Source organism: Pseudomonas sp. 8 R 14 (assembly GCF_900005955.1).
Lineage (GTDB): Bacteria > Pseudomonadota > Gammaproteobacteria > Pseudomonadales > Pseudomonadaceae > Aquipseudomonas > Aquipseudomonas marginalis.
This window is the reverse complement of record NZ_CVTH01000063.1, coordinates 39,949-66,085: the sequence shown is the minus strand read 5'-3', so window position 1 is coordinate 66,085 and position 26,137 is coordinate 39,949. Positions and strand designations below refer to the sequence as shown.

General features: G+C 60.0%; 22 protein-coding genes and 2 pseudogenes. 12 read left to right on the top strand and 12 right to left on the bottom strand.

Going from position 1 to position 26,137, the window contains the following annotated elements:
- Positions 1-21 precede the first annotated feature (21 nt).
- Complete coding sequence (locus BFQ01_RS16390) at positions 22-924, top strand: LysR substrate-binding domain-containing protein (protein WP_065926072.1); 903 nt, start codon at positions 22-24, stop codon at positions 922-924.
- A gap of 144 nt (positions 925-1,068) precedes the next feature.
- Positions 1,069-1,557: a GNAT family N-acetyltransferase gene (locus tag BFQ01_RS16385; RefSeq protein WP_065926071.1), complete on the top strand. Its 489-nt coding sequence runs from the start codon at positions 1,069-1,071 to the stop codon at positions 1,555-1,557.
- Positions 1,558-1,809: 252 nt separating this feature from the next.
- On the opposite strand, the pseudogene BFQ01_RS33375 reads toward BFQ01_RS16385, so the two are convergent.
- Together BFQ01_RS33375 and BFQ01_RS31570 are read right to left on the bottom strand one after the other, a co-directional pair.
- Positions 1,810-2,331: pseudogene (locus BFQ01_RS33375) on the bottom strand (methyl-accepting chemotaxis protein); the annotation flags it as partial.
- Between the two features lie 1,390 nt (positions 2,332-3,721).
- Positions 3,722-3,856: pseudogene (locus BFQ01_RS31570) on the bottom strand (methyl-accepting chemotaxis protein); the annotation flags it as partial.
- 139 nt (positions 3,857-3,995) lie between these two features.
- Between BFQ01_RS31570 and BFQ01_RS16375 the strand changes: the two are divergent.
- The 10 genes from BFQ01_RS16375 to BFQ01_RS16330 all read left to right on the top strand — a co-directional run bounded on the left by BFQ01_RS16375 (position 3,996) and on the right by BFQ01_RS16330 (position 15,963).
- Positions 3,996-4,988, top strand: coding sequence for a SphA family protein (locus BFQ01_RS16375; RefSeq protein WP_065926069.1), 993 nt, complete (start codon positions 3,996-3,998; stop codon positions 4,986-4,988).
- 55 nt (positions 4,989-5,043) lie between these two features.
- Positions 5,044-6,225 carry an MFS transporter gene (locus BFQ01_RS16370; protein ID WP_065926068.1) on the top strand — a complete coding sequence of 394 codons (1,182 nt, stop codon included), beginning with the start codon at positions 5,044-5,046 and terminating at the stop codon, positions 6,223-6,225.
- Between the two features lie 48 nt (positions 6,226-6,273).
- A complete protein-coding gene (locus BFQ01_RS16365) occupies positions 6,274-7,722 on the top strand; it encodes a carotenoid oxygenase family protein (protein WP_065926067.1) in 1,449 nt (482 codons plus the stop codon).
- Between the two features lie 346 nt (positions 7,723-8,068).
- Positions 8,069-8,920, top strand: coding sequence for a fumarylacetoacetate hydrolase family protein (locus BFQ01_RS16360; RefSeq protein WP_065926066.1), 852 nt, complete (start codon positions 8,069-8,071; stop codon positions 8,918-8,920).
- Between the two features lie 2 nt (positions 8,921-8,922).
- The gene (locus BFQ01_RS16355; RefSeq protein WP_065926065.1) at positions 8,923-9,744 is read left to right on the top strand and encodes an IclR family transcriptional regulator; all 822 of its coding nucleotides are present in this window, start codon (positions 8,923-8,925) and stop codon (positions 9,742-9,744) included.
- 21 nt (positions 9,745-9,765) lie between these two features.
- Positions 9,766-11,412 carry a bifunctional 3-(3-hydroxy-phenyl)propionate/3-hydroxycinnamic acid hydroxylase gene (locus BFQ01_RS16350; protein WP_065926064.1) on the top strand — a complete coding sequence of 549 codons (1,647 nt, stop codon included), beginning with the start codon at positions 9,766-9,768 and terminating at the stop codon, positions 11,410-11,412.
- Positions 11,413-11,435: 23 nt separating this feature from the next.
- Positions 11,436-12,284, top strand: a complete 849-nt coding sequence (locus BFQ01_RS16345; protein ID WP_065926063.1) for a VOC family protein — start codon at positions 11,436-11,438, stop codon at positions 12,282-12,284.
- Positions 12,285-12,358: 74 nt separating this feature from the next.
- Complete coding sequence (locus BFQ01_RS16340; protein ID WP_065926062.1) at positions 12,359-13,837, top strand: aldehyde dehydrogenase family protein; 1,479 nt, start codon at positions 12,359-12,361, stop codon at positions 13,835-13,837.
- A gap of 89 nt (positions 13,838-13,926) precedes the next feature.
- Complete coding sequence (locus BFQ01_RS16335) at positions 13,927-14,925, top strand: helix-turn-helix domain-containing protein (RefSeq protein ID WP_065926061.1); 999 nt, start codon at positions 13,927-13,929, stop codon at positions 14,923-14,925.
- A gap of 303 nt (positions 14,926-15,228) precedes the next feature.
- Entirely contained in the window at positions 15,229-15,963 is a 735-nt protein-coding gene (locus tag BFQ01_RS16330; RefSeq protein WP_065926060.1) for an EthD domain-containing protein, read from the top strand.
- A 44-nt stretch (positions 15,964-16,007) separates the two neighbouring features.
- On the opposite strand, the gene BFQ01_RS16325 is transcribed toward BFQ01_RS16330, so the two are convergent.
- The 10 genes from BFQ01_RS16325 to BFQ01_RS16280 form a co-directional block, all read right to left on the bottom strand.
- Positions 16,008-17,141 (bottom strand): FAD-dependent oxidoreductase, encoded by a 1,134-nt coding sequence (locus tag BFQ01_RS16325; RefSeq protein ID WP_083221216.1) that lies wholly within the window; start codon positions 17,139-17,141, stop codon positions 16,008-16,010.
- Positions 17,142-17,456: 315 nt separating this feature from the next.
- Entirely contained in the window at positions 17,457-18,926 is a 1,470-nt protein-coding gene (locus BFQ01_RS16320; RefSeq protein WP_065926059.1) for an NAD-dependent succinate-semialdehyde dehydrogenase, read from the bottom strand.
- Between the two features lie 16 nt (positions 18,927-18,942).
- A complete protein-coding gene (locus BFQ01_RS16315) occupies positions 18,943-19,959 on the bottom strand; it encodes a dihydrodipicolinate synthase family protein (RefSeq protein ID WP_027603332.1) in 1,017 nt (338 codons plus the stop codon).
- 29 nt (positions 19,960-19,988) lie between these two features.
- Positions 19,989-20,999, bottom strand: coding sequence for an ornithine cyclodeaminase family protein (locus BFQ01_RS16310; protein WP_065926058.1), 1,011 nt, complete (start codon positions 20,997-20,999; stop codon positions 19,989-19,991).
- Positions 21,000-21,098: 99 nt separating this feature from the next.
- Entirely contained in the window at positions 21,099-22,049 is a 951-nt protein-coding gene (locus BFQ01_RS16305) for a LysR family transcriptional regulator (RefSeq protein WP_256097743.1), read from the bottom strand.
- Positions 22,046-22,777, bottom strand: a complete 732-nt coding sequence (locus BFQ01_RS16300; RefSeq protein WP_027603329.1) for a FadR/GntR family transcriptional regulator — start codon at positions 22,775-22,777, stop codon at positions 22,046-22,048. Before BFQ01_RS16300 ends, BFQ01_RS16305 begins: the two co-directional genes overlap by 4 nt.
- Positions 22,774-23,559: a cyclase family protein gene (locus BFQ01_RS16295; protein ID WP_027603328.1), complete on the bottom strand. Its 786-nt coding sequence runs from the start codon at positions 23,557-23,559 to the stop codon at positions 22,774-22,776. The genes BFQ01_RS16300 and BFQ01_RS16295 overlap by 4 nt, the downstream gene beginning before the upstream one ends.
- Positions 23,546-24,553 (bottom strand): NAD-dependent epimerase/dehydratase family protein, encoded by a 1,008-nt coding sequence (locus BFQ01_RS16290; RefSeq protein WP_065926057.1) that lies wholly within the window; start codon positions 24,551-24,553, stop codon positions 23,546-23,548. Before BFQ01_RS16290 ends, BFQ01_RS16295 begins: the two co-directional genes overlap by 14 nt.
- Positions 24,544-25,536 carry a fumarylacetoacetate hydrolase family protein gene (locus BFQ01_RS16285; protein WP_065926056.1) on the bottom strand — a complete coding sequence of 331 codons (993 nt, stop codon included), beginning with the start codon at positions 25,534-25,536 and terminating at the stop codon, positions 24,544-24,546. Before BFQ01_RS16285 ends, BFQ01_RS16290 begins: the two co-directional genes overlap by 10 nt.
- Positions 25,533-26,105, bottom strand: a complete 573-nt coding sequence (locus BFQ01_RS16280) for a cupin domain-containing protein (protein ID WP_065926055.1) — start codon at positions 26,103-26,105, stop codon at positions 25,533-25,535. Before BFQ01_RS16280 ends, BFQ01_RS16285 begins: the two co-directional genes overlap by 4 nt.
- Between the last annotated feature and the right edge of the window lie 32 nt (positions 26,106-26,137).

Below are 26,137 nucleotides of genomic sequence, written 5' to 3'. Positions count from 1 at the left end.
ACCCTTAGACCGAGAACGCTTATGCGAAAGAAGATCCCGAGCAGCACGGCATTGACAGCATTCGAGGCGGCCGCTCGTCACGGCAGCTTCGCGCGCGCGGCAGAAGAACTGTCTTTGACTGAAGGCGCCATCAGTCGCCAGATTGGCCGGCTGGAAGCCTTCCTCGGTGTCGCGCTATTCGAACGAGTCGGCAATCGTGTCCGGCTCCTGCCCAACGGGGAACGCTACGCGGCCCAAGTTCGCGAATCGCTGGACCGCCTGGATCGGGACAGTCAGTACTTAATGGGGCAGCCGAACGATGGTGCGAGCCTGGACATCGCCACTATCCCGACGTTCGCGATGCGATGGCTCATTCCTCGCTTGACACGATTCCAGCAAAAGCATCCGAACATCACTGTGCATTTGGCCGAGCGCATGGACCCCTTCGTCCTGGCCGGGAGCGGATTCGATGCTGCCATCCATTTCGAGCACCCAGCGTGGACGGGTATGCGGACTCACCACCTTTTGCATGAAGTGCTGGTTCCTGTTTGTCATCCTGCATTGCTCCAAGAGAGCACAGGAGCAGCAACACTGGACATGCTTCCACGCCTGCACCGACGGCAGAACCCGGATGCCTGGCAGCGCTATTCCCTGGAAACGGGGATCCCACTTACCAATCCAGCGATTGGTGCGCGCTACGATCTTCACGGCATGTTGATCGAGGCGGCATTGGCCGGCCTCGGTGTTGCGCTGGTCCCGCGTCTTTACGTTGAAACTGAACTGGCGTTAGGACGTCTGGTCGCTCCGTGGCCAGAGGGGAAAACCATTTCCAAAACCTTCTGCCTCATCCTCCCCGAGCCCATCGCATTGAGCAGAGAGCCAATACAAGCGTTTGCTCAATGGATGCTGGACGAAGCGAAGAAAACAACGACGGTTGAGTCGTAGGGAACCTCCTTTTGCAGGCCTGCCACCAGGTTGTCCCATACGTTTTTATGTATGCATCGATGCATGCCCCCGGTAATCAGGCAAGGTGCTTGAGCAAATCTAGTTGAGCTAAAATGCCGGAAACACAGACCTCAAGGACGCGCGATGATATTGCAACACAGGCCAGTGAAGGCTGACGACATCAAAACTATCTGTAGCTTTCCCCTGAACGCTCGGGAACTGTTTTATATGTTCCCGAAAGCTCAATACCCTCTGACTGAAGCTCAACTGTCTAACGCTATTACTCAACGATTCGACTCCACGGTTGTCGAGACCCGGAACAGCGTTGTCGGCTTTGCTAACTTCTATCGGGCTGAAACGGGTGGGGTTTGCTGTATCGGCAATGTCATCGTTGCCCAAGAGGCACGAGGTAAAGGTGTGGCGACCTTCATCGTGGAGACGATGACAGCTCAGGCGTTCGACCGCTACGACGCCACAGAGGTGCAGATCTCGTGCTTCAATGAAAATACAGCAGGCTTGCTGCTTTATCCAAAACTAGGCTTCTTGCCCTTTGCTGTCGAAGAGCGAATCTCCCTGGATAGTCGTAGATCAGCACTCATCCATATGACCCGCAGCAGAGCGGCCCGAGCATAATACTCACCTTGAAAGCCCGCTTAATGCAGCTGCTTTCAGGTATTCAGTCAGTTGCTTTGGTTCTGCTGTATCAGTGCTGAATGGGCAGCGCTGTGCAACAAGGATCAAGGGGTAGGTACTGCATTACCTCAGGTGGAAACAAGCGTTACGGGGTTTGATAGGATATTTATTACTTCTTGTCGAAGCATCCTGCTGAGTAGCCCAGCGGTCGCGCATAAACGTCAGTCCGGCTGTGAAAAACTGTCGAATCCACTAAGCCGCAGAGAAGAACGCCACTTTAGCGGTAAGACGATCCGCTAAATCTGATAGCTCGATGCTGGCTGCTGCCACTTGGCGCGCGCCATTGGCCGACTCAACCGTCGAGCCATGAATGCGGTTGATGTTTTCAGCGACCTCATCGGTCACGCTACTCTGCTGCACGGAGGCACTCGCGATCTGGGCGTTCATATGACTGATAGCGGCAACCTGCTCACTGATCCTTGCCAACGCCTCCTGCGCACTGCGTGTTTGTGTGACCGTTTGGCTCGCCAACTCACAACTATCGCGCATGGTTTGAGATGCTGTTTCGGTACCCGATTGCAACGTACTGATCATCTCTCGAATTTCTTCGGTCGACTGCTGTGTCCGGTTGGCCAAAGAACGTACTTCGTCCGCTACCACCGCAAATCCACGCCCGTGCTCGCCAGCTCTAGCAGCCTCGATAGCTGCGTTCAAAGCAAGCAAATTGGTTTGCGAGGCGATGGAGTTGATTACGTCGATCACTGACGCAATATTTTCACTATGTTTGGACACCTGGTTCACGGTAGCAGTCGTTTGCTCGAGGGTTAATGCCAGCTGTTCGATAGCAACCGTGGTGCTTGCAACCAATTTGTTCCCACTTCCCACGTCAGTATCAGCCAACCGGGAGGCATCAGCTGCCTGCGCGGCATACCCGGATACTTCATTAACCGTCGCCGCCATTTGCATGATGGCTGCGGCTACCTGCTCGGCTTCGCGGGTTTGCAAGCTGGTCTGCTCATTATTAGCCGATGATGCGGCAGACAACTGGGTGGCCGAGTAATTGACTTCTTGGGCCGCCTTACGTACTTGACGAATGGTCTCTGCGAGATGGCCCAGCGTGTCTTTCAGGACGCCCATGACACTGCCGGGATACTCTGTGGAAATCGTTTGATTCAGATCACCAGCTGCCAGTCGCTCGATGGCCAATGCAACGTCTGTGGGCTCAGCACCCAGCGTGGATGTAACAAAGCGAATAAGTACAGCCGACAACGTGATGCTCAGCAGCAGGGCAATACCTGTCGCGATAAGCATCAGCGTACTGAACTGGCTGGCGGTTGCCTGCACTGCGCCCAACTTCGCCTTGATTGATGCTTCCTCGTAGTCGATCAATGCATTGACGCGCTTGAGCCACTCACTGTAATCCAAAGACGTTTGACGCATCAGCAGCGCCTGAGCCCCTGGTATGTCACCCGCCTGGCGCAGGGAGATTACCGCTCTGGTGGAGTTAAGGGTTTGTTGTTCGATGTCCTTGATAGCGCTCAGTAATCGAACCTCCTCGCCAGTTACGCTTGCGCCCTTGAACAACTGATCCATTGGAGCTGCCGAGTCAGAGTAGGCCTTTTCCAAGGCTGAGACTTCCGATAAGTGTTTTGCCAAATCCAAATCAGTCGTTACCAGCACGGCATCCCGAATAGCGATGGCACGGTTATGGACACTGCCTCGGAAATTGATTGCGTAGCGCTGCACCTTTGCGGCATTTTCGCTTACGTCGCCCAAGGTGGAGTCAATGAACGCAACGCGGTGAATGCCGATGGTGGTTATCAATATGAGCAGCGCCAGGATGGCCGCGAAACTAAGCCCTATGCGTGTGGCCAACGAAAGCGTTTTCTTCATGGAAATCTCGGAAACATGACCTGTACAGGCCTGTGTTGATTTGGAAGACGCGAACGGTGCTACCAGCCCATCACGCTTAATACCTCCACGATACGTAGACGCAGAATGGTCATCCAGTTAGTAATACGCACGGCCATGATAGCTCATAGCTATCATGGCCGTGCGCATGCTTCACAGTGGGCCTCGCGAGTTAGACAGCAGGTACCAAGGCAGAGAGCGTATGGGTAAACGTCACGCCTGAGGAGCTTCACCGGAACCGTACTTAGCGAGCAATCATCCCGGCAGCTTGTTCGGTTGCTTCAGTCGTGCGAGTTGCGAGCTTGCGAACTTCGTCTGCAACGACCGCAAAGCCACGGCCCGCTTCGCCCGCGCGCGCCGCCTCAATCGCCGCGTTGAGCGCCAAGAGTGTTGGGGATCATCGCCCCATCATGGCACGCTCAGTCAACTCTGGCCGTTGCGCTCAAGCATCACCCACCACCGGGACTTAAAGTCGAAGTGCCAGGGGACATTCCCCCGCTCACAATTCCAAGAATAGAGCCACTTCGATGAGTCTGACTAAATCTTTGCCAGCGTGCCTGGCACTCAGCTTCGCGTCATTTGCCGCCCATGCAGCCGACGGCCCTCCTCCACCGTCCGTAAGCCAACCCAGCGGTATCAACCTGGGCGGCACCAGCTTCTACGACGGGTTTGCGGGGCCACCCGGGCTGACTCACCAGACCTACCTGAAGTTCAGCACCGCCAGTAGCATCAGGACCAACGGCGGCAAGAAAAACGGCGCCTTCGATGACCCGAAGATCAACGTCATCACGATGATCAATCAGCTGAGCTACTACTCACCCGACACCTTCGCGGGAGGGGCACACCTGGGTTGGAGCCTGCTGGTCCCCGTTGTTTCCCTGGACGGCGATTTCGGTGACAACGGTGCCAAGCTCAAGGACAACGCTACCGGCATGGGCGATGTCACGGTCGGGCCACAGGTCCAGTTCGATCCGATCGTCGACGCCAGCGGCCGGCCGGTTTTCGTCCAGCGCATGGCCTTCGACATCATTCTACCAACGGGCAAGTACGACAAAGACAAAGACCTGAACCCAGGCTCCAACCACTTCTCCCTGAACCCCTACTGGGCAGCGACCTGGATGCCGGCACCCCGTTGGGAAGTAAGCTGGAGGCTGAACTATCTGTACAACTTCAAGAACGACGATCCGGCGAGCAGTTCGCAGCAGTTCTTTGAAGGGCAAGCGGTGCGCGACACCCAGTCAGGACAGTCGGCATGGGCCAACTTCACCGCCTCGTACGAAGTGTTCCCGAAGGTCTCGGTCGGCATCAACGGCTACTACTTCCGGCAGATTTCGGATGACAAGGTCAACGGCAGCACCCTAACCGACTCCCGGGAAAAGGTGCTGGGCTTTGGCCCGGGCCTGTTCTGGAAAATCACCGAAGACAAAGCCTTCTGGCTCAACACCTATAAAGAAACCGGCGTCGAGAATCGCTCCCGAGCGGATTACCAGGTGCAGGTTCGCTACGTTCACAAGTTCTGATTGACGTGTAGGCCGGCTCACGCATGAGCGGGCTCTTTACCTGAGGTGATGCTTCATGAACGCACTCGACTCCATCGACAGCAAAAAATCACTGGGCGCCATCTGCCTGATGATGGTCATTTCCCTGGGGACGCTGCAGATCCAGCCGATCCTGGGCGGTGCCTTGATCGACCAGCTCGGCCTGCCGCTCAATGCAATCGGCGCGATCTTCGCTGCGGAACTCATGGCGATGGCCATCGCCTGCGGGGTCTGCGCCCTGTTCATGGCGAGCGTCGACCGGCGCCGCTTCGCCCTGGTGGCCTTGTTGATCCTGGCATTGGGTAACCTGGTCAGCACACAACTGCACAGCCAGGCCGGACTGGTCATTTCCAGGATGATCTGCGGCGCCAGCGGCGGCGCGGTCATGGCGGTGGTCTATGCCACCGCAGCGCTGCGCACGTCCAAGGATGCGACCTTCGCGGTCATCAACATCGGCAACCTGCTGTGGGGCATGCTGCTGGTGACCTCCATGCCGCTGGTCCTTCAAACATTTGGCGTGAATGGGGCGTTTTCCCTGTTGGCGATCACCAGCGTGCTCGCGGCGCTGGGTTGCCGGAGAGTGCCCAAGCGCTACCCGGACGCCCATCGCGCGGCCAATGGCTCGATCCAGCCATTCGGTCTCACCGCCATGCTGTTGATCCTGCTGTTTGCCCTGCTGTTCTTCGGTCACTCGGCCCTGTGGGTGTACCAGGAACGCATCGGCAAGAGCATCGGCCTGGAGCCCCAGCAGATTGGCGGCATCCTCGGCGGCAGCATTCTTGCCGGTGCCCTTGGCGCCGGCCTGGCCGGTCTGATCGGACGGCGCCTGGGCCTGCTGTTTCCGCAACTGTTGAGCTTCGGCACGGCATTGCTGGCGACCTTGATCATGGTCTATGGCACCAGCCCCGTTGCCTTTATCACCACGGCCTGCTTGATCCATATGGTCTGGTTTTTCAGCCTGCCCTACCTGCTTTCCATGGCGGCGGAACTGGACCCTTCCGGTCGATTGGCGGGCCTGGGTAACGCCGCCATTTTCGTCGGCCAGGGGCTGGGGCCATTCGGGGCTGCGCTGGTCGTCGGCGAGGGACACTTCCGGGCGGTGGGGTGGCTGGCCGCTTCCGCCTATTTGCTAGCCTTGATTATCTCGTGCCTGGTCGTTGCCCGCTTTCGGCGCGGCGTAAAACCTTCCGGGCCGGCCATGTCTGCACAATCGGCCTGACGCTGCACCTTGCAAATGAATGAAACCGCACACTGATGAGATTGCCAGATGACCATTCAATACCCCCAGACACCTGAGTTTAGCGGCGCACTCTACACACCCAGCCGGGTGGAAGCCGACGTGTTTGACCTGGAGATCGAAGGCATTCTTCCCGCTTCGATCCACGGGACTTTTTATCAAGTCGCGTCAGACCCGCAGTATCCCCCCATGCTGGGTACCGATATCTTTTTTAACGGTGACGGCATGGTTAGCCGCTTTCATTTTGCCAACGGTAAGGCCTCGCTGCGACGCCGCTACGTGAAAACCGATCGCCTGCTGGCCCAGCGCCGGGAAGGTCGCTCACTCAATGGTGTTTATCGCAACGCTTTCACCAATGACCCCCTCGCGGCGAAAAACAACACCACCGCCAACACCACCGTCATCCCTCACAACGGCGTCCTGTTGGCGCTCAAGGAAGATGCCCTGCCTTGGGCGATGGATCTCGAAACCCTGGAGACCCTCGGCGAATGGACCTTTGATGGGCAGATCAAAGCCGCGACGTTCACCGCCCACCCCAAGCTCGATCCGGTGACAGGCAACCTGCTGGCCTGCAGTTATGAAGCCAAAGGCGACGGCACGCCAGACCTGGCCTACTTCGAACTCTCTCCGGACGGAAAACTGCTGCACGAGATCTGGTTCCAGGCGCCTTATGCGGCGATGGTGCATGATTTCGCGGTGACCGAACGGTACGTGGTGTTCCCGTTGATTCCGTTGACAGTGGACGTCGAGCGCATGAAAAACGGCGGCCCGCATTTCCAGTGGCAACCCGATCTGCCTCAGCTGTTCGCGGTCGTACCGCGTAACGGGTGTGCGCAAGATGTACGTTGGTTCAAGGGGCCCAAGGACGGCTTCCAGGGGCACACACTGAATGCGTTCGATGAGGACGGCAAGGTGTATGTCGACATGCCCGTCACCGGCGGCAACATCTTCTACTTCTTCCCCCAGGCCGACGGCTACGTACCACCGCCTGAAACCCTGGCCGCCAGCCTGATGCGCTGGACCTTCGACCTGAATGGCGCGCAGGAGAACGTTCAACCGCAGCCACTGACGGAATATCCCTGCGAGTTTCCACGGTGTGATGATCGCTACATCGGTCGAAAGTACCAGCATGGTTTTCTGCTCGCCTTTGATCCTGAGCGTCCTTACAACCCGGCGAATGGGCCGATTCCCTTCCAGTTTTTCAACCTGCTGGCGCACCTGGACCTGCAGACAGGTCGCACCGACGCCTGGTTTCCCGGCGACAGCGGATGCTTCCAGGAACCCATCTTCATACCGCGCTCGGCGGATGCAGAGGAAGCCGATGGCTACGTGGTTGCCATGCTCAACCTCATTGCCGAAGGGCGCAGCGAACTGGTCGTGCTGGACACCCGTGACATGGCCAGCGGCCCCATTGCCCGCATCAGGATTCCCTTCCGGATGCGCATGTCGCTGCATGGCTGCTGGGCACCAAGCGATTGATTGGCATCAGGCCCTGATATCCGTCAATTAAGCACAATCCCTGTGGGAGCGAGCTTTCTCGCGATGGCGGCGGTTCAATTACATGAGTATTGAACTGGCTGACCTCATCGCGAGTAAGCTCGCTCCCACAGGTTTAGAGCCTTTTGCGCACCTCTCGCGGCCCCTGCCATCTGCGGTGGCTGCCTGCCTCCCCTCCCTTTGCTCCCCAAGTCCGCCAAAGGGACAGTCGCGCAAAAAAACACATAAATTCCATATTTTAGGATTTTTGTATAAATCCCACTTTACAGGATTTTATAGCAAGATTAGATTAACCCTCATTGCACCCTCCCTCTTCCTAGGAGCCTCCATGAAACTCACAAGCTTTATTGTCCAGGGCCGTAGCAGCTACGGCGTGGTCGAAGGTGATCAAATCATCGACCTGGAATCGCTCAAGCCAACCCTTGGCAGCGATCTAAAACAGGCTATCGGCCAGAACCGTCTGAACGAACTGAGCGCTGCGCGCCTGGCAAGCCTGCCGCGTATCCCCCTTGCTGAAGTGACGTTCCTGCCGGTGATCCCGAACCCGGGCAAAGTGCTGTGCATCGGCATCAACTACGCCACTCACGTGCGCGAAACCGGTCGGGAAATGCCGACCTATCCGATGATCTTTACCCGCTTCGCCGACAGCCAGACTGCCCACCTGCAACCCATCGTTCGCCCGACCGCGTCCCACAAGCTTGATTTCGAGGGCGAGTTGGCGGTGGTGATCGGTAAAGCGGCCCGCCACGTCAAACACGCCGACGCGCTGGACTACGTCGCCGGTTATGCCTGCTACAACGACGGAAGTGTCCGCGACTGGCAGAAGCACACCATTCAGTTCGTCCCCGGCAAGAACTTCCCGAACACCGGCGGTTTCGGCCCCTGGTTGGTGACCGGCGACGAGATCGGCGATCCACAGGACCTGGAATTGACCACCCGCCTCAATGGCCAAGTGATGCAGCACACCCGTACCAGCGACATGATTTTCGATGTGCGCCAGCTGATCGAGTATTGCTCCACCTTCACCGAACTCGCCCCGGGTGACGTAATTGTCACCGGCACCACCGGCGGCGTCGGGGCGTTCCGCGAACCACCGGTGTGGATGAAGCCGGGCGATCAGGTGGAGGTCGAGATCGCTGGCATCGGCACCCTGCGCAACAGCATCGTGGACGAGCAATGAACATGGAAAACCTACACACCCCTGAACACCTGCCCGAGCAGGATGGCGACAGCAAAGGCTCGAGCCTGGAGCGCATGTTGCGGGTACTCGACCTGTTCACCGAACAGAGCCCGATCTGGGCGGTGGACGACATGGGCGGCGCCTTGGGTTTTACCCGTTCGACGATCTACCGCTACGTGCGCGAATTGGCCGAGGCCAATCTATTGTTCCAGGTCGAAGCCGGGCGTTATGCCCTGGGCGCACGGATCATTACCTGGGACCGCCAGTTGCGCCTGAGCGACCCCCTCTTGCGCGCCGCACAAGCGCTTGAGCCCAACTTCCCACAGTGGAGCGAACAACAGGTCTGGCTGATCTGCCGGCTGTTCAAGGACCAGGTCGTGTGCATTCACCAGCACGGGGACTTGTTCAGCGAGGTCAGCTACTCCCGTGGTTCGCCCAGGCCGTTGTTCCTGGGTGCGACGTCCAAGGCGATCCTCGCCAACATGACCTCGCGTCAACACAGCCAGCTGTTTCTCGACCACCCCGAAGAGGCGCGCGCCAGTCAACTGGGCCAGACCTGGGAACAGTTCCGTCGTTCGTTGCAGCAACTGCGTCGCCAAGGCTATGTGGCCAGCGCAGGTGAAGTCGACGCGGGCGTCTATGGCCTGGCCGCGCCGATCTTCGATGGCGATGGCAAGGTCGTTGGCAGCATCAGTTGCGTGCGCCCGGTGCGAGAACGCGACAGTGCCCAGGAGGAGACACAAGGACAGCAGATCCTTGCCCTGGCCCAGGATCTGTCGCAACGCATGGCTGCGCTCGCCAACCGCGCCAAGCCATTGGGCTGAGCCATCCGGAAGGGAATAACAATGACAACCCTCAAACGCATCAACACCCAGGTACTGATCATCGGCGCCGGTCCTACCGGGCTGACCCTGGCCAACCTGCTCGGCCAAGCCGATGTGGACACCCTGATCATCGACCGCAAGCCGGGCACGGTTACCGAGCCACGGGCGGTTTCAATCGATGATGAGTCCTTGCGCACCATGCAGGCCATCGGGCTGGATGCTGCCGTGCTGCGTGATGTCGTGCCCGGCTACGGCGTGCATTACTTCACCCGGCCCGGCGGTCGCTGCTTCGGCAAGGTCGAGCCGACCGGCAAGCTGTATGGCTTCCCCAAGCGCAACGCGTTTCGCCAACCACTTTTTGAAAACACCCTCAGGCTAGGCCTTGAACGTTTTGCCAGCCTGACGGCTCGGTTCAGCCACGAGCTGGTGGAATTCACCCAGGACCCACACAGCGTGTGCGCGCTGGTGCGTGACGCCGAAGGGCAACTGATGGAAGTCCACGCGGCTTACCTGGTGGCATGCGACGGCGGGCGTAGTCCGGTGCGCAAGCAACTCGGGATCGAGATGGTCGGTTCGAGCTTCTCCTCACGCTGGCTGGTGGTCGATACCGACCAGGACGACGACCCCTTCTGGCAAACCCGAGTGTATTGCGACGCCAGGCGTCCGGTGGTGGAGGTGCCCGGCCCTCACCGTACGCGCCGATTCGAGTTCCTGCTCAAGCCCGATGAAACGGACGAACAGGTGCTCGACGAAACCTGCCTGCAAGCATTGCTGCGCCCGTTCAAGGGAGACACGCCGGTTTCCATCGTGCGCAAGACGGTCTACACCTTCCATGCCCGGGTCGCCGAGCAGTGGCAGGTGCAACGGGTATTTCTCGCCGGCGACGCTGCGCACCTGACCCCGCCCTATGCCGGGCAAGGCATGAACAGCGGCGTTCGCGATGCCCACAACCTGGGCTGGAAGCTGGTCGGCGTGCTGAAGGGAAAAATGGCGGAAAGCGCACTGCTGTCATACGAAAGCGAGCGTCGTGATCATGCGTGGGCATTGATCAAGTTGGCCTTGAACCTCGGCGTGGTCATGGCTCCGGCCACCGTCCTGCGCGCTCGCTTGATCAGTGGCGCATTCGCCTTGATCGGCCTGTTGCCGCCGTTGCGCGATTATTTCCTGCAAATGCGCTTCAAGCCCAAACCCCGCTTCACCCGGGGCCTGGTGCTGACCGAGGGGCAAGCAGGCACCTTGTCCTGCGGACAGATGTTCCCCCAACCGAAGCTCACCGATGCCCACGGCCAGGAACGCCTGCTCGATGACACCATCGGCGCCGGCTTCGCCTTGATTCAATACGGCGACCCGACCCGCCAGCGTATCGATGAACTCAAGCATGATCTCTGGAGCCACCTTGAAGCCAGACGCATCCTGATCCTGCCCGCGTCCGTCCATGCCATACCGTCGATCCCGGGCTGCACGGTGCTTCAAGACCGTGAAGGCCAGCTCAAAACCCTGCTGGGCGATTCCCACCCGTTTCTGCTGCTGCGCCCGGATCGCTACATCGCGGCGATTTTCGACAAGGCGACCGAGACCCAGGCCGCAGAATCGCTGCAGTCACTGTTCGGCATCGCCATGCCCCACAACAGCGAAATCGAACCGAGCAGCGCGCCCGTCTTTCACTAAAACCTTCAAGCACAGAGGTGGTTATGCAAACACTCCAGACTTCCACACCTGCACGCCTGTGCTACCTGCACCTGGCGAGCAAGGACGCGCAACGGCAAATCGATTTCTATCGGCGGATGCTGGACATGGGCAGCCAGGCGCAAGCCGATGGCAGCTGGATGCTCAGCGGCCCGCAACGCGCCATGCTCGTTTCCCCCGCCGACCACAGCGGCCTGCTCGCGGCAGCGTTCGACTTGGGAAGCCAACCTCGACTGCAAGAACTGCGGGTTCGCCTGCTCGGCAATGGCTGCGTGATCGAAGAGACCAACTCGCCGCTGCTTGAGCCGGGGGCGTTCCTGATCCGCGACCCCCAGGGCCGGCAAACGATATTTGGCGTCGCTCCCCCTGCCCTCCACGCCCCTCACCCAGGCATGCCGGGTCGCTTGCAGCACGTGGTGTTCCAGACCACGGAGCTGGAAGCCATGATTGATTTCTACGTCAACACGGTGGGCTTTACCGTTTCGGACAATGTCGTGGACGAGCAGACCGGCCAACTCACGACGTGCTTCCTGCGCTCGGACGACGAACACCACACCTTGGCGTTTTTCCGCGGCTCGAAAAACGAGTGGGACCACCACTGTTACGAAACCAACGAGTGGAATGACATCCGTGACTGGGGGGATCGTTTCGCCAAGGAGCGCATCACCATTTTCTTCGGCCCTGGCCGACATGGGCCTGGCAACAACCTGTTCTTCATGGTGGTCGATGCCGATCGCAACCGCCTGGAGTTCTCGGCGGAGCTCGAAGTCACCGATGCCAGCCGCCAGCCCGGTGTCTGGGCACAGGAGGAATACACCCTCAATTCCTGGGGCCGCGCCTGGATCAGGAGCTGAGCAGTTTCCCCCATCGGCGTTTGCCCCCTTAATTTCTAAACGAGGCGACCACCTGCCTCCAAAGGTAAAAGACCATGACGACTCAACCGCTCGGGCCCTACGCCATCAACGGCAACCAATACATCAACGGTACCTGGCGTGCAGGGCGCTCCGCACGCCGCCTGGACGACCGCAATCCCTTCAATGGCGAACAATTGCTGGAGATGCCCCTGGCCTCGATTGCCGATCTCGACGACGCCTATCAGGCGGCGCAGCAGGCGCAGGCCGCGTGGGCACAACTGCACCCCACCCTGCGCAGCGCTCAACTTGAAAAGCTCGCCCAAGTCATCCAGAACCGCCGTGAAGAGATCATCGACTGGCTGATCGACGAGTCCGGCAGCACCCGGATCAAGGCGAGCATGGAATGGCAATTCACGCTGAACCTGGTGCGTGAATGCACGACGATGCCGATGCAGGTTGAAGGTCGAATCCTGACCAGCTACAAGCCCGGCGAACAGAGTTTTGTCTTCCGTGAGCCCTTGGGTGTGGTGGGCGTGATCAGCCCATGGAATTTCCCGCTGTACCTGAGCATGCGCTCGGTGGTGCCGGCACTCGCCCTGGGCAACACGATCGTGCTCAAGCCCGCCAGCGACACAGCGGTGACCGGCGGCCTGCTGATTGCCCACCTGTTCGAAGAAGCCGGCTTCCCCGAGGGCTCGCTCAACGTCGTGGTCGGCGCCGGCTCGGAAATCGGCGATGCCTTTGTCGAGCACCCGGTGCCGAGCCTGATTTCCTTCACCGGTTCGACGGATGTGGGACGCAATGTCGGTCGTATTGCCACCGGTGGCAAACACATCAAGCGCGTGGCCCTGGAACTGGGCGGCAACGCGCCGCTGGTGGTGCTGGATGACGCCGACATTGAAGGTGCGGCGCACGCTGCGGTGGTCGGGCGTTTCCTGCACCAGGGCCAGATCTGCATGAGCGTCAACCGGGTGATCGTCGACCGCTCGCTGTATGCCGATTTCGCAGCGCTGGTGGTGGAGCGCGTGCGCAACCTCAAGACGGGCGATCCGACCAAGGCCGACACGGTGATCGGGCCAGTGGTCAATCAGAGCCAGCTCGATGGCCTGCTGCGTAAGCTCGACGGTGCCCGGAGTGCTGGCCTCAAGCAGCTTTGCGGCGGCCCGGCATCCGGGCTGGTGCTGCCCGCCCATGTGTTCGGTGAAGTGGGAGTCGATCAGGAACTGGCCCGCGATGAAACGTTCGGCCCCCTGCTGCCGCTGCTGGTCGCAGAAAACGAAACCCATGCATTGGCGTTAGCGAACGCCAGCGAGTATGGCCTCTCCAGCGCCGTGTTCACCCGGGACATGGCCCGCGGCTTGAATTTCGCCCGGAGCATTGTGGCGGGCATGACCCATATCAACGACATCACCGTCGATGACCAACCCAATGCCCCGTTCGGTGGTGAAAAGAATTCCGGCCTCGGTCGCTTCAACGGTCACTATGCCCTGGATGAGTTTACCCGTGCCCATTGGGTGACCTGGCAGCCCGGAGGCCATCACTACCCGTTCTGAGTCTTTGGCACCCTTGATCACACCCGGATCGGGCAAATCGACCCCTTTGCCCGATCCGTCAGAAAAACAATAATAAATAGAGGCGAAAAATGAACCATTTAGCCTGCGTGTCCACCGATCAGGTTGTTCGCTCCGACCGCTTGATGAAATGGAAAGAGTTCATGAGCGATCACCTGGGGCGTACGCCGGACTATATAAAACGGCTGGAATCGACGTTCATCGACCCGTTGCATGACAGCAACTTCCAGGGTCGGCTGGAGTACGGGGACCTGGGCCAGTTGCGTTTCTGTCGAATGACCGCCAGCGCCCATCGATATTCGCGCCACCTGAGCAAAGCGATTGATGCCCTCGATACGCCGCGTATGTTGATCATGCAGGTGGCTGGTGTCAGTCACTTCGAGCAGGGCCAGCAAAGTAGCGTGCTGGCCCCTGACGAAATGCTCTTGGTCGACTGCGGCAAACCTTTCAACGTGACCAGCATGCAAGGTTGCGAACACTTCATCCTGCTGTTCCAGGGGGCATCCGGGCAGCTCGCGCAAACCGCCGACATGCATCTTAACGGTCGCAATGGACTGGGGCGGATGCTCATGCACCTGATCAGCGATGCCTACAACCAATACCCCTTGCTGAACAACCATTCGGCCGGGCTGATCGGCGACAGCATCACCGGGCTACTGGATAACGCGCTGAAGAACAAGCAGGAAGAAAAGCAACTCGAACACGACTTCCGCTTCTTCAAGCAGAACCGCCTCAAAGCGTACATCGAGCGCCACCTGGCCGACCGCGACCTGACCATCGAACGCATCGCCAACGCCGAACAGTGCTCGGTACGCAGCCTGCACCGCGCCTTCCAGGATGAGCTGGGGTGCAGTGTCAGCGAGTACATCTGGCAGCGGCGCCTGTCACGTTGCGCCGAAGACCTGCGCAATCGGGAACATGCTCATCGCTCGCTCACCGAGATCGCCTACGCTTGGGGCTATGGCAGCAGCTCCCACTTCAGCCGGCATTTCAAATCGACGTTCGGCATGTCGCCCAGACTGTTCCGCGACACTGCGAGCGGCAGTCGGGAGAAATCAACAGCGGCTTGAGCCAGTTTCCAATTCATCTGGGTTCACGATATCCCCTGTGGGGGCTGAGCTTGCTCGCGGTTAATTTTCTTTGCCATAGATTCACCGCCAAATCGGCTCATACAAAACGCTCAAAATCCAAAGCTGACTCAAGGCTGGTCAAGCATGTTATTGCGCGATACCTACCAGCACGAATACCGATTGGTTTGCGGGTTAAACCTGGCCTTATATTTTGGTGTTGAAAAACAATCAGATGAATTACAACAGCATGAAGTGCATTTAAGGTTCAGGCGCCCTTCACCCTGCCAATAGCGAGAACGCCTCATGATCAAAATCCTAGCCGCTGTACGCAGAAAACCCGGAATGACGCATGCCGAGTTTATAAACTATGTAGAGCACACCCACGGAGAAATCGCTAAAGCCAAACCGTTAGGCGTCAAACGGTACGTGCAGAACCATGTCATCGACGCGGCTTTCGGGGTTGACGCCGACAGTGCCTACGCACAGTCCTTCCACAAAGACTCCATTACGGAGCTGTTTTTTGAAGACGTGCCAGGTTTGATTCGCACCTTCAGCGATCCCTATACCCAGCAAACCGTGGGCCCTGATGCAAAGAACTTCGCTGACCTTTCCGAGCAGCTCGCTCAATTGATGGATGAAGCGGAGACGGCTAGCACCGCTACAGCGCCTCTCCCATGGAAAGTGATGATCCTGCTGAAGAAAAATCCATCCATGGCGCTCGATCGTTTTTTCGACGTTTGGGACGCAGCTCACGAGAGCATTACCCGCGAACAGCCCGACTTCCAGAACGCCCTACGCCGGTATGTTCGCTCCCGGTATCTGCCCGAGGGTGACAAGGTGACGGCCTATTTCGGGCCAAACATCGCCGTATACGAAGGCGCCTCTAGCCTGTGGTTTGAAAATGAAGCGGATTTTTCGACCTTTCGGCAGTATCAGCGAGCGCTGTTTCAAAAACTTGCCGAGGACGGCGTGGCGCTGACGTCGGCGTCTTTTTTCGCTTACGTCAAAGAGGTCGTTATTTTCGATCACTGCTCCTAACGACCAGAAGCGCGACCCTTCTCATCCAGCAGGGTCGCAATCAATCAGATAGGCTCAGCCAGCGTCGCAGTGGACTCACGCATGATCTGCGCATGCTCTTCCTTGTCCCCGCCACTTTTCTCTATCTCGCACAGACGCGCGGAGTTCTCGACCACGAGTTGGCAACGCTCCCAGCGCCGCGTTTCGAACCGGCTCAGGGCCGTCTGTAGATTGCTATTGCCGAGCAACTCTTCGGCAAGCACGATGGCGCTCTCAATACCGATTCCAGCCCCGGAAGCCAGGTGCGGTGTGGTGGCATGCACCGTGTCTCCGATCAGCACGATTCGGCCCTTGTGCCAGGGCAACGGCACCAACAGATTGGACAGCGGACGATAGTCGATATTGGCGTCCGCCTCGTACAGTTGCGGCACCAGCGTTTGCAGGATCGGAGCTGGGAACTCACTCAACAGGCGCGCCATTTCACCCGGCCAACTGGCCGGGTCGATCCACTCGGAAAACTCGCGGCTTTCCATGAGGAACATGTACATGTGCGTTTCGGAGATTGGATTGACGCCAACCTTGGTGCTACCCAGCCAATGAGTGGGGCGCACGATTTCCGGCGGACGCTTCAGCACCGCGCGCCAGACGCTCTGATGAATGGGTTTTGGCGAGGGTGCTTCCGGGAAAAACTCCTTTCGCGTGCGCGAATGCACGCCGTCAGCGGCGACGACCAGGTCATAGCGTTCAGTGGTCCCGTCGGTGAAAGACACATCAATGCCATCATCATGCTCGATGACGCTGTCGTAGGTGATGCCCAGGCGCACACGGGTCCCCACTTCCCGCGTCCTGTCGGCAAATATTCGAGCCAGTACCGGGCGCAGGATGCCGCCACCACAGGGAATCGGCTTATCGCTGACCGGCGGTCGAAGCGCCAATTGCACGATCAGGTCGCCCACCGGTGAAAACACATCGAAATTGGTCGACAGGTACCCTTCCCCGGCGACCCTTTCCAAAATCCCAACCGTATCAAGCGCTCGCAGCGTGGGCCCACTGAGCGTAATCCCCGCTCCCAAAGGACACCACAATGGATCGATTTCGACGAGGTCCACTTCGACGCCCTGGCGGGCGAGCTGGATAGCCGCGGTCATACCGGAGAACCCTCCCCCGATCACCAGGACCTTGTTGACTGCTGCAATCATCACGCTCTCCTAATTATTCTTATTCACTCGGGCAGACATTGCATGGCGCACCAACGAGCGCTGCGGCGTCATTGCGTCAATGCCGCAGCAACATGGAATGCCGACGAAAAATGCCGGATCAGCCACGAGACTATCGAATCGGCTATCAGGGCTGAAATCGCTTTGCACAATCCGAGGTATCGCTGGCGGCGATGGGTCTCGCAGGTAAGCCGGGGGCATTGCTCGGAGTGCCTGCCTTTGCGGCAGAACAAATACAAAAGCCGATGAACGACGGCTCACACGAACCGCCGTCCACCGGCCTTTAACGACGGTTGTTTACACGCTTTCCAAGCCATCCCAGCAGAGGTATTTAACCTCTAGGAACTCGTCTATTCCCAGGTGAGATCCCTCTCGCCCAAGACCGCTCTGCTTCACGCCACCGAAAGGTGCGACCTCATTTGAAATCAAGCCACAGTTGATGCCCACCATGCCCGACTCGATGCGCGCGGCGTTGCGCCAGATACGCGCCGCGTCACGGCTGAACAGATACGCGGCCAGGCCAAACTCGCTGTCGTTGGCCATGGCAATGGCTTGGTCATCGGTGTCGAAACGCACCAGCGGCATGACCGGGCCGAAGATCTCCTCACGAGCAACCCGCATCCCATGGGTCACATCAGCCAACAAGGTGGGCTCGAAAAAACACCCGCCCAGCGCATGGGGCTTGCCGCCAGACAGCAGTCGAGCGCCTTGGGCCAGCGCATCATCAACCAGCGCCTGGGATTTTCGTACCGCCGCGTCATCGATCAACGGCCCGACTTGTACACCCGGCTCCAGGCCATTGCCCAGCTTCAGGCGTGCCATGCGCTCGACGATGCGTTCGGCCAGTGCGTCATAAACCGCGGACTGCACCAGCACCCGATTCGCGCCGATACAGGACTGTCCACCATTGCGAAACTTGGCCAACATCACCCCGTCAGCCGCAGCATCCAGATCAGCATCATCGAAGACAATGAACGGGGCGTTGCCGCCCAACTCCATGGAGCATTTCTTGACCGTCTGCGCCGCTTGCGCCAGCAGCAGCCGGCCCACTTCCGTGGACCCCGTGAAGGTGAGCTTGCGCACCAGCGGGTTGGCCGTAAGCTCACCGGCAATGTCGCGGGTGTCGTTGCCAGTGATCACACTGAAAACGCCGGCGGGCACGCCAGCGCGCTGCGCCAGTTCGGCGAGTGCCAGCGCGGTCAGCGGTGTCTGGCTGGCCGGTTTCACCACCATCGTGCAACCGGCCGCGAGGGCCGGAGCGGCCTTGCGTGTAATCATCGCAGCGGGGAAATTCCAGGGCGTGATCGCCGCGCAGACGCCGATGGGTTCGCGCAGGACCACGATGCGCTGAGTGTCCTTTACGCCCGGAATCAGATCACCGCGCACCCGTGTGGCTTCCTCGCCAAACCAGCGCACAAAAGACGCCGCGTAATCGACTTCCCCCCGTGCCTCCTCCAGAGGCTTGCCCTCCTCCAGGGTAATCAGCGTGGCAAGGTCCTCCCGATGTTCAACCATCAACTCATACCAGCGGCGCAATACCTCGCCACGGCGTTTGGCCGTCAGGCGACGCCATGGGCCAAAGGCCTCATTCGCCGCGTCGATGGCGTGCCGAACTTCAGTTTCACGACAACGCGGCAACTCGGCCAGCACCGTTTGGTCCACCGGATTACGCAGCGTGTAGTGACCGTGCGGCGTCTCGGTCAGCCACTCACCGGCGATATAGGCACCGTCACGCCACAGTGTGGGATCTTTAAGTAAATGCTTCACTGTGCAACCCTCCTGATCAGCACGGATGACGCCCGATCATGAAGGCGCTGTCAGGATCCGAAGTCACCGGCAACCCCGACGCAACCAACCCTTGACGCAGCGACTTCATGAAGCGATCCGGCACGCGCATCGCCGGGGCACGCAGTGGGCCGCCGTTGAAGCCGGCGAGCCAGTCCTGGTATTTCCACATCGTGCGATTGAGCACACCAGTGCCGCCGGCATAGCTTTGCGCGGCGGCGCCGTTGGCGCTGCGTGCCGGATTGACCTTCCAGTACAGTTCCATCGCCTCTTCAAAGCGGCCCGTGCGTGCCAGTTCGAAAGCTTTCGGGTAGTAGTCGCTCATCCAGGCGGTGTTGCTGGTGCCGGAAAACTGCAACTTCATCAGGCTCATCAAGGGGATTGCGTCGCCTTCGATCGGGCAACTGATCACCACCTGATCACGGAAGTGGTAATACATCTCGCAAATGCCCGCCGGCAGCGGGAACCCTTGCTCGGACTTGATGGCCGCGATATTCGGGCAATCGGCCAACAGCCGACTGACCAACTCCAAGGACATCCCTGCCGGATGCACGCGCTCAAAGCCCCAGAGCGGAATCGGGAAGAGCATGACGGCGAGGTCCGTCGCGTCACAGAACGACTTGGTGTAGTCGTAGATTTCCTGCTCGCTGGTCGGCCAGAACTGTGGTGGATAGGAGAGTAGGACGATGTCCGCACCGGCATTCTCGGCGAGCTTCACCGCCTCGATATTCTCGGCAAGCGTGCCAAAGGCCGCATGGAAAAACAGGATCAGGTCTTTCCCTGACTCACGGGCCCAGGCAGTGAACTGGGCATTCTCCTGGATAGAAATCGCCAGCTCGCTGCACAGCAACGTAGCACTGTAGCCCAGGCCAACCGTATGTTCGATGTCGTGGCGTATGCCACGCTCATTGAGACGCTTCAAATCAGCACTGAAACTTGGAATGGTGACAGCCGAGCAGCCCACCAGGTTTTCCCGCGCCCAGGCACGGGCATCCGCTTTCTTGTATGTGGCCATGATGATGTTCCTTTGCACAGTGAAGGGAGTTATTTCGAGACAGGGACAATGCTGGCGGGCAACTCGATGCCGAGGCCTTGTTGCCGGGCGCGCTCGTACAGCGCTTGGGCGATGACGACGTCCTGCAGCGCCGAGCCAACAGACTTGTAGAGAACGATGTCGCTTGCGTGCTGGCGCGGTATGACACGGCCCGCGACGAGGTCCGACAGCGCGACCAATTTGTCGGCGACATAAACGCCGGCACTGATCGCCGCAATGGCGTCACCGGTATCGTGAAGCACCTCTTGCGGCATATCGGCGACGATGCAGACGGCTCGCTCCATCGTGACCGGGTCAACTTCCCTTTGCTCAGGCAAGGTGGATCCCAATGACACGACCGTGACACCTGCAGGGAGCCATGCTCCTTGCAGAACGGGAGACTCGTCACGACTGCGGGCGGCGCAAATCACCACGTCACAGTCCCGCACGGCCTCTTGCGCGCTGGTCACCGCTTGGATATCCAGCCCAGGTCTGAAGCTTTCGGCAAAACGCTCTCGGCTCGCGGGCGTTGGGCTGAACACCCGGACTTGAGTCACATCGCGCACGGACTTTAGGCAGTCCAACGCGCCACGGGCCTCGAATCCCGAGCCAATCACACCCACCCGCAGCCCGCGCTTGGGCGCCAGTAAATCGACTGCCAGCGCAGCGGTTGCCGCGGTGCGCAAACCCGTCACCCGGTTACCGTCGATCAGGGCACTGAGCGCCATGGTTTTCTGATCGAACAACGCAATCAGGTAGCTGGCGCAGCGCGCCCGCATGGAGGCTGCGATCAACTTGCAGCCCATATGGCCGCCAGCCGGAGGTACGGCAGTCAAACTGCGCAGCCAGATGCCATCGCCCCGGGCCATGGAGCGAGGCGGCACCATGGCATCCGATGCAGGGTGCGCGTACGCCTCGGCGAGCGCGGCAACGGCGGTGCTCCAGTCGGCGAGCGAGGCCACATCGGCATCGCTGAGAAAAAGCGTCGGGGCAATGACTTGGAGTTCTTGGGCGTGATGCATGGCGCAAACCTCGCAATCGGGGATCAGTCGTTGGTTGACTGACACCCTACGAGGCGCGCCCCCCACCGAATACTGCTGGGGATGCAAAGCAGCTATCGCTTAAATCGATGGCATGGACAGATTGCAAATCAGCCGGCGCACTTCACGGGAAGCACGGGTCAAGGGGCGCCGGGGCGATTCGACCAGCACGACAAAGCGCTCCAACACGGGCTCTATAATGCGCGATGAAATAAGTCGTTGATCCAGTGAGCCCGGCAACACCGAGGCAATCGCATAGCCTCCGCCTGCCGCGACGACTTCGTACTGGAGCTGGACCGAGTCGGCTTCCACGGCCACGCACAGTTCCACGCCTTGCTCCGCAGCCAAATGATCGAGCCTGGCCCTCAGCAGATGCGGCCGCCCAGGCACGACCAATGGCAACCCAGATAGATTTTCCAGCGCAATATCTCGATTTCCGAGCAGAGGATCGGAGGCGGGTCCGACCAGGTGCAGCGGTAGCCTGACCAACAGATGGGCTTGCCCGATGCTCGCCTCGCTCTCGCGCAGCACCAGCGCCATATCCAGACGACCATCGTGCAACTGCTCTTCGAGTTGAGCACTGGCGCCCTCGATCAGGTGCAATCTCACCCCGGGCATCTGCGCGCGCACCGCAGAAAAGAGCGTCCCCGCAAACCGGCGCACCGCGGAAGGCAACATGCCCACAACTACCTCCCCCACCGGCTTTCCACGCAGGTTGCGAATGTCATCGACAAGGCTTTCAGCGTTCGCCAGAAGATCCGATATACAGGGCAGCAACTGCTCGCCAAATTCGGTCAGAACCACCCCACGTCCGTTGCGATGGAACAGGCGTTCGCCACATTGCGATTCGAGCAGGGCAATATTGCGACTCACCATGGACTGCGGCATGTCCAGCAGTACGGCCGCTTTGCTGAGACTGCCAGCCGCCACGACCCGGACGAACAAAGTCCAGCGGGGATCGATGATGGTGAGCGCCGTGGCAGTAGGCTGCGTGGCCATGTCCGGCACCGGGTAGCTCTGGTTCTGCGTCATGTCATCAACTCTTGGCGGGCCTGGTGCAAGTATTCGCGACTGTCCTGGAGATGCAGGCGCATCGCGGCACGCGCACACTCAGTGTCCTGATGGAAGATCGCCTGGTAAATCTGCTCGTGCTCGCTTTGCATGCGCTGTTCGTAATGCAAAGGCTCATCGTGAAACAGACGCGCAGAATCCAGTCGGCTGCGGGGGATGATGACCTCGCCCAGGTTGAGCAGTGTGCTGGCGATGTAGGGGTTGCCGGTCGCCTGGGCAATGCCCAAATGGAATTGAAAATCCAACGCCGCCCGATCATTGACGCTGACATCCGGCTGCCCGAGCTGATCGAGAAGTGCCCGCAACCCCGTCAACTGATCCGTGTTGCGTCGCTGGGCCGCGAGCCCGGCGGCTTCGACCTCAAGACCGATCCGAAACTCCATGATCGCCAGCGAATCGGTGATGAGACCGATCGTCTCCGGGTCGATGAAGGCCCCCAACGACAGGGCGCTACCGCATACAAAGGTCCCTATGCCGTGGCGTGTCTCGACCATTCCCCCGGCCTGTAGACGCGACATGGCCTCGCGCACCACGGTCCTGCTGACGCCATGCTCCAGCATCAGGGCCGACTCGGTGGGCAACTGTTCACCGCCACGCAGCCGTCCCTCGATAATGTGCTCCGACAGCAGCGCCTCGAGCCCCTGGGACAGGCTAGCGCGCTTTTTCCCACCGGCAGCCGGCACGCTCATTCCTCGAAAATCGCTACGGCGCGGACGAAACCGGCCGAAGCGTGCCTGATCTTGTAGGGGAAGCAGGACACCTGGAAACCATGGGCCGGCAGGCATTCCAGGTTGGCCAGCTTCTCCATCTGGCCGTAACCGATGTCGCGTCCGGCCTTGTGCCCTTCCCAGATGATCGAGGCGTCGCCTGTGGCGGCGAAGCGTTCGCGTGTGTACTTGAACGGCGCGTCCCAGCTCCAGGCATCGGTGCCCACCACGCGCACGCCGCGTTCCAACAAGTACAACGTGGCCTCACGGCCGATGCCAACCCCGGCGTCCAGGTACCCAGGCTGGCCAAACAGCGCGCCGGCACGGGTATTGACCAGGACAATGTCCAGCGGCCGTAGAACATGGCCAATACGCTCCAGCTCTGCTTGCACTTGGGCAGCGCTGACCACATGGCCATCCGGCAAATGACGAAAGTCCAGTTTGACGCCGGGTTGCAGGCACCAGTCCAGCGGCAACTCGTCGATGCCAAACGCCGGCTTGCCACCGTCCGTGGTCGAGGCGTAGTGCCAAGGGGCGTCCATGTGCGTACCGCTGTGCGTGGTGATCTGCAGGCGCTCGGCCGCCCAGGATTCGTCGCCAGGCAGTTGCGCCTTGGACAGGCCGGGAAACATCGCGGCCATCTCCGGCCAGCCTTGCTGATGGTCCATGTAGTCGATTTTCGGCAGCAATGGCGGCGGATCGGTGTAGGGGTTGTTGTCCAGGGTGACGGACAGGTCCACCAGGCGACGTTTAGCTGTTTGCATGATCAGTCACTCCAAGCGCCACCCGTCCACGCATACGACGCGCCGGGGCAGCAGCGTTCAAACTGTTTCGTATCAAGGCGCCGGCAGAGCCGTCATGGCGAAAGCCAAGGGCGCGGGCCAGAGGGGTTTTCATTGCAGGGAAGTTGCCGAACAACGCTTGCAGCCCGGCATCCGGCGCGAAGCTGATCAGCGCGCGGCGTTCCTGGCCGTAGGCAGCGGCCAGGGCATCCATGACCTGGGCAATGGACAGGTGCAACAGCGGCAATTGCCAGACACGTGACTCACCAAGCTCAACGGCGGGCAGTTCGGCGGCCCGCAGCAGGTTATCCACGCAACACCGCACGGACATCCACCATGCCTGTGCCTGCGGCGACACCGGGCAGCAATACGGTTCACCTTGAGCGAAGGCGTAAAGTAGATCGCTCATGAACGCCGAGCGCAGCCCATTGGGTTCACGTGGACGGGCGACGATGCCGGGCAGGCGCACGGCACGACCGTCCACCTCGCCCCGTCGGGCAAGGTCATTGATCGCCATTTCCACCATCGCCTTGTGCGCACCGTAACTCAACTGCGGGTGCGGCACGGCACGCTCATCCATGCGAGCCGGCAGGTCGCCGCCGTACACCGCCACGCTGCTGGCATACACCAGCACCGGCGTACCAGGCTGCTCGCGCAACTGGTCAAGCAACTCCAGGCTTGCCAGCAGGTTGACCTGATAGCCCAGTGAATAGTGCTGCTCGGCCGCGCCACCCGGGATGCTGACCAAGTGAAAGACCACATCGATGCCATCGGCCAAGGCCCGGCGCAATAACGCGGCGTCGGTGACACTGCCGCAATGCCGGCGCAGGCGCTTATCCTCAGCAAACCCCACCAATTCCTTATCCAACAATATCAACGCGCTGATCGACCGGCCTCGCAACTCATTGGTTTGGAGCAATCGTGTCACCAACGCCCGGCCGACAAAACCATTGGCCCCGGTAATCATTACGCGCATGGGAGGCCTCCGCGCACGATGCACTGGTCTATCGCCCCGAACACCGACTGCCCTTGCAGATCGAAGACCTCCATGCGCACGCGGTCGCCAAAGCGCATGAAGGACGTCCGTAGCGCGCCGTGCTCAATCATCTCAACGGCACGACGTTCGGCGATGCACGCAGCGCCCACCGTGGGATCGGCATTGGAAACGGTGCCGGAACCGATCACGCAGCCGGCCCTGAGTCGCCGGGTCAGCGCCGCATGGGCGATCAATTGATGAAAGCCGAAATGCATGGCGCCACCGTGGGCATGACCGAACCACTGGCCATTCCATTCGACCCTCAGCGGCAAGTGCACACGCCCGTCGCGCCAGGCCTCGCCCAACTCGTCGGGGGTGATCGCCACCGGGGCAAAACTTGACGAGGATTTGGCCTGGATAAAACCGAAGCCGGTCTTCATTTCCCGAGGGGCGAGCGCACGCAAGCTGACATCGTTGACTTGCACGATGAGCCGGATATGGTCGGCGGCCTCTTGCGCCGAGCAGCCCATGGGGACCTCATCGACCAATACCGCGAACTCACCTTCGAAATCGATACCATGGGTTTCACTAGGCAGCACAATGTCATCGCGAGCGCCGAGAAAATCATCGCCAGAGCCCTGGTACATCAGCGGCGTGTGTTCAACACCTTCGATCGGATCCAGCGCGAACGCCTTCTGCATGCGCTCGCCATGACTGAGGAAAGACGAGGCGTCCAGCCACTGCCAGGCACGTGGCAAGGGCGCGGCGGCTTGCCCCGGATCAAAGGCGAAGGCACCGGCCAGCGTGCCTTCGTTCAAGGCGTCATACCGCAAGCGCAAGGCCGTTTCGACGTTCGACCAATGCTCGAGGGCGGCCTGCAGCGTCGCGGCGATATCGCTGGCCTCCACCGCCCAGGCCAGGTCGCGCGACACGACCAAGAGGCGACCGTCGCGGCTGTGATCTTTCAGGGTGCTGAGCTTCATGCCAGTTCTCCTTGCAGCTCGGGGGCGAAGCGGCCATCGAGCAGCACGAACAACATGCGCGCCATCTGCTCGGTGCGATTGCTCCAAGCGTGGTTGGTGCCGCGCTGCACGACGATGTCACCGCGCTTGAGATGCACTTCCTCGCCATCGAGCACCAGCCACACCTCGCCCTCCGTGACAACGCCGTAATCGAGCGTTTCGGTGCGGTGCATCAGCTTGTGTTTGGAATCTGCCTGTCCCGTACCGGCATGGGCCTGGCCAATTTCGACAAAGGCCGCCGCGGCATCCTCGGCGCTGATTTGGTTCTGCATGCTGTCGGGCGGGATATCCACCACGCGAATGACGCTGCCCAGGGGTGCCGGACTCAATTGAAGCGGCTTGCGGGTGGGGTCGTCGCCGTTATCCAGCACGGCCGGGCTGGCGCCACTGCTCCAGATCTCATGGAAGACCGTGCCAGGCACGGCCTTGAGCGGGAAGCTATTGGGCGTCGGTCCGCTGAGCGCGACCACCGCCTGGCCCTGGGCATCGTGCCCGGTGACCACGCGTTTGAAACCAGGAAGTTGTTGCATGTCCGACTCCTCAATCAGTTGGCGAAACACCG

What these genes read in the sequence shown, in the direction of transcription:
- BFQ01_RS16350 (WP_065926064.1), top strand. Translation starts at nt 9,766, where the DNA reads ATGACAACCCTCAAACGCATCAACACCCAGGTACTGATCATCGGCGCC.
- BFQ01_RS16280 (WP_065926055.1), bottom strand. Translation starts at nt 26,105, where the DNA reads ATGCAACAACTTCCTGGTTTCAAACGCGTGGTCACCGGGCACGATGCC.
- BFQ01_RS16295 (WP_027603328.1), bottom strand. Translation starts at nt 23,559, where the DNA reads ATGCAAACAGCTAAACGTCGCCTGGTGGACCTGTCCGTCACCCTGGAC.
- BFQ01_RS16290 (WP_065926057.1), bottom strand. Translation starts at nt 24,553, where the DNA reads ATGCGCGTAATGATTACCGGGGCCAATGGTTTTGTCGGCCGGGCGTTG.
- BFQ01_RS16370 (WP_065926068.1), top strand. Translation starts at nt 5,044, where the DNA reads ATGAACGCACTCGACTCCATCGACAGCAAAAAATCACTGGGCGCCATC.
- BFQ01_RS16345 (WP_065926063.1), top strand. Translation starts at nt 11,436, where the DNA reads ATGCAAACACTCCAGACTTCCACACCTGCACGCCTGTGCTACCTGCAC.
- BFQ01_RS16360 (WP_065926066.1), top strand. Translation starts at nt 8,069, where the DNA reads ATGAAACTCACAAGCTTTATTGTCCAGGGCCGTAGCAGCTACGGCGTG.
- BFQ01_RS16300 (WP_027603329.1), bottom strand. Translation starts at nt 22,777, where the DNA reads ATGAGCGTGCCGGCTGCCGGTGGGAAAAAGCGCGCTAGCCTGTCCCAG.
- BFQ01_RS16335 (WP_065926061.1), top strand. Translation starts at nt 13,927, where the DNA reads ATGAACCATTTAGCCTGCGTGTCCACCGATCAGGTTGTTCGCTCCGAC.
- BFQ01_RS16330 (WP_065926060.1), top strand. Translation starts at nt 15,229, where the DNA reads ATGATCAAAATCCTAGCCGCTGTACGCAGAAAACCCGGAATGACGCAT.
- BFQ01_RS16385 (WP_065926071.1), top strand. Translation starts at nt 1,069, where the DNA reads ATGATATTGCAACACAGGCCAGTGAAGGCTGACGACATCAAAACTATC.
- BFQ01_RS16375 (WP_065926069.1), top strand. Translation starts at nt 3,996, where the DNA reads ATGAGTCTGACTAAATCTTTGCCAGCGTGCCTGGCACTCAGCTTCGCG.
- BFQ01_RS16285 (WP_065926056.1), bottom strand. Translation starts at nt 25,536, where the DNA reads ATGAAGCTCAGCACCCTGAAAGATCACAGCCGCGACGGTCGCCTCTTG.
- BFQ01_RS16310 (WP_065926058.1), bottom strand. Translation starts at nt 20,999, where the DNA reads ATGCATCACGCCCAAGAACTCCAAGTCATTGCCCCGACGCTTTTTCTC.
- BFQ01_RS16390 (WP_065926072.1), top strand. Translation starts at nt 22, where the DNA reads ATGCGAAAGAAGATCCCGAGCAGCACGGCATTGACAGCATTCGAGGCG.
- BFQ01_RS16325 (WP_083221216.1), bottom strand. Translation starts at nt 17,141, where the DNA reads ATGATTGCAGCAGTCAACAAGGTCCTGGTGATCGGGGGAGGGTTCTCC.
- BFQ01_RS16355 (WP_065926065.1), top strand. Translation starts at nt 8,923, where the DNA reads ATGGAAAACCTACACACCCCTGAACACCTGCCCGAGCAGGATGGCGAC.
- BFQ01_RS16315 (WP_027603332.1), bottom strand. Translation starts at nt 19,959, where the DNA reads ATGGCCACATACAAGAAAGCGGATGCCCGTGCCTGGGCGCGGGAAAAC.
- BFQ01_RS16340 (WP_065926062.1), top strand. Translation starts at nt 12,359, where the DNA reads ATGACGACTCAACCGCTCGGGCCCTACGCCATCAACGGCAACCAATAC.
- BFQ01_RS16365 (WP_065926067.1), top strand. Translation starts at nt 6,274, where the DNA reads ATGACCATTCAATACCCCCAGACACCTGAGTTTAGCGGCGCACTCTAC.
- BFQ01_RS16305 (WP_256097743.1), bottom strand. Translation starts at nt 22,049, where the DNA reads ATGACGCAGAACCAGAGCTACCCGGTGCCGGACATGGCCACGCAGCCT.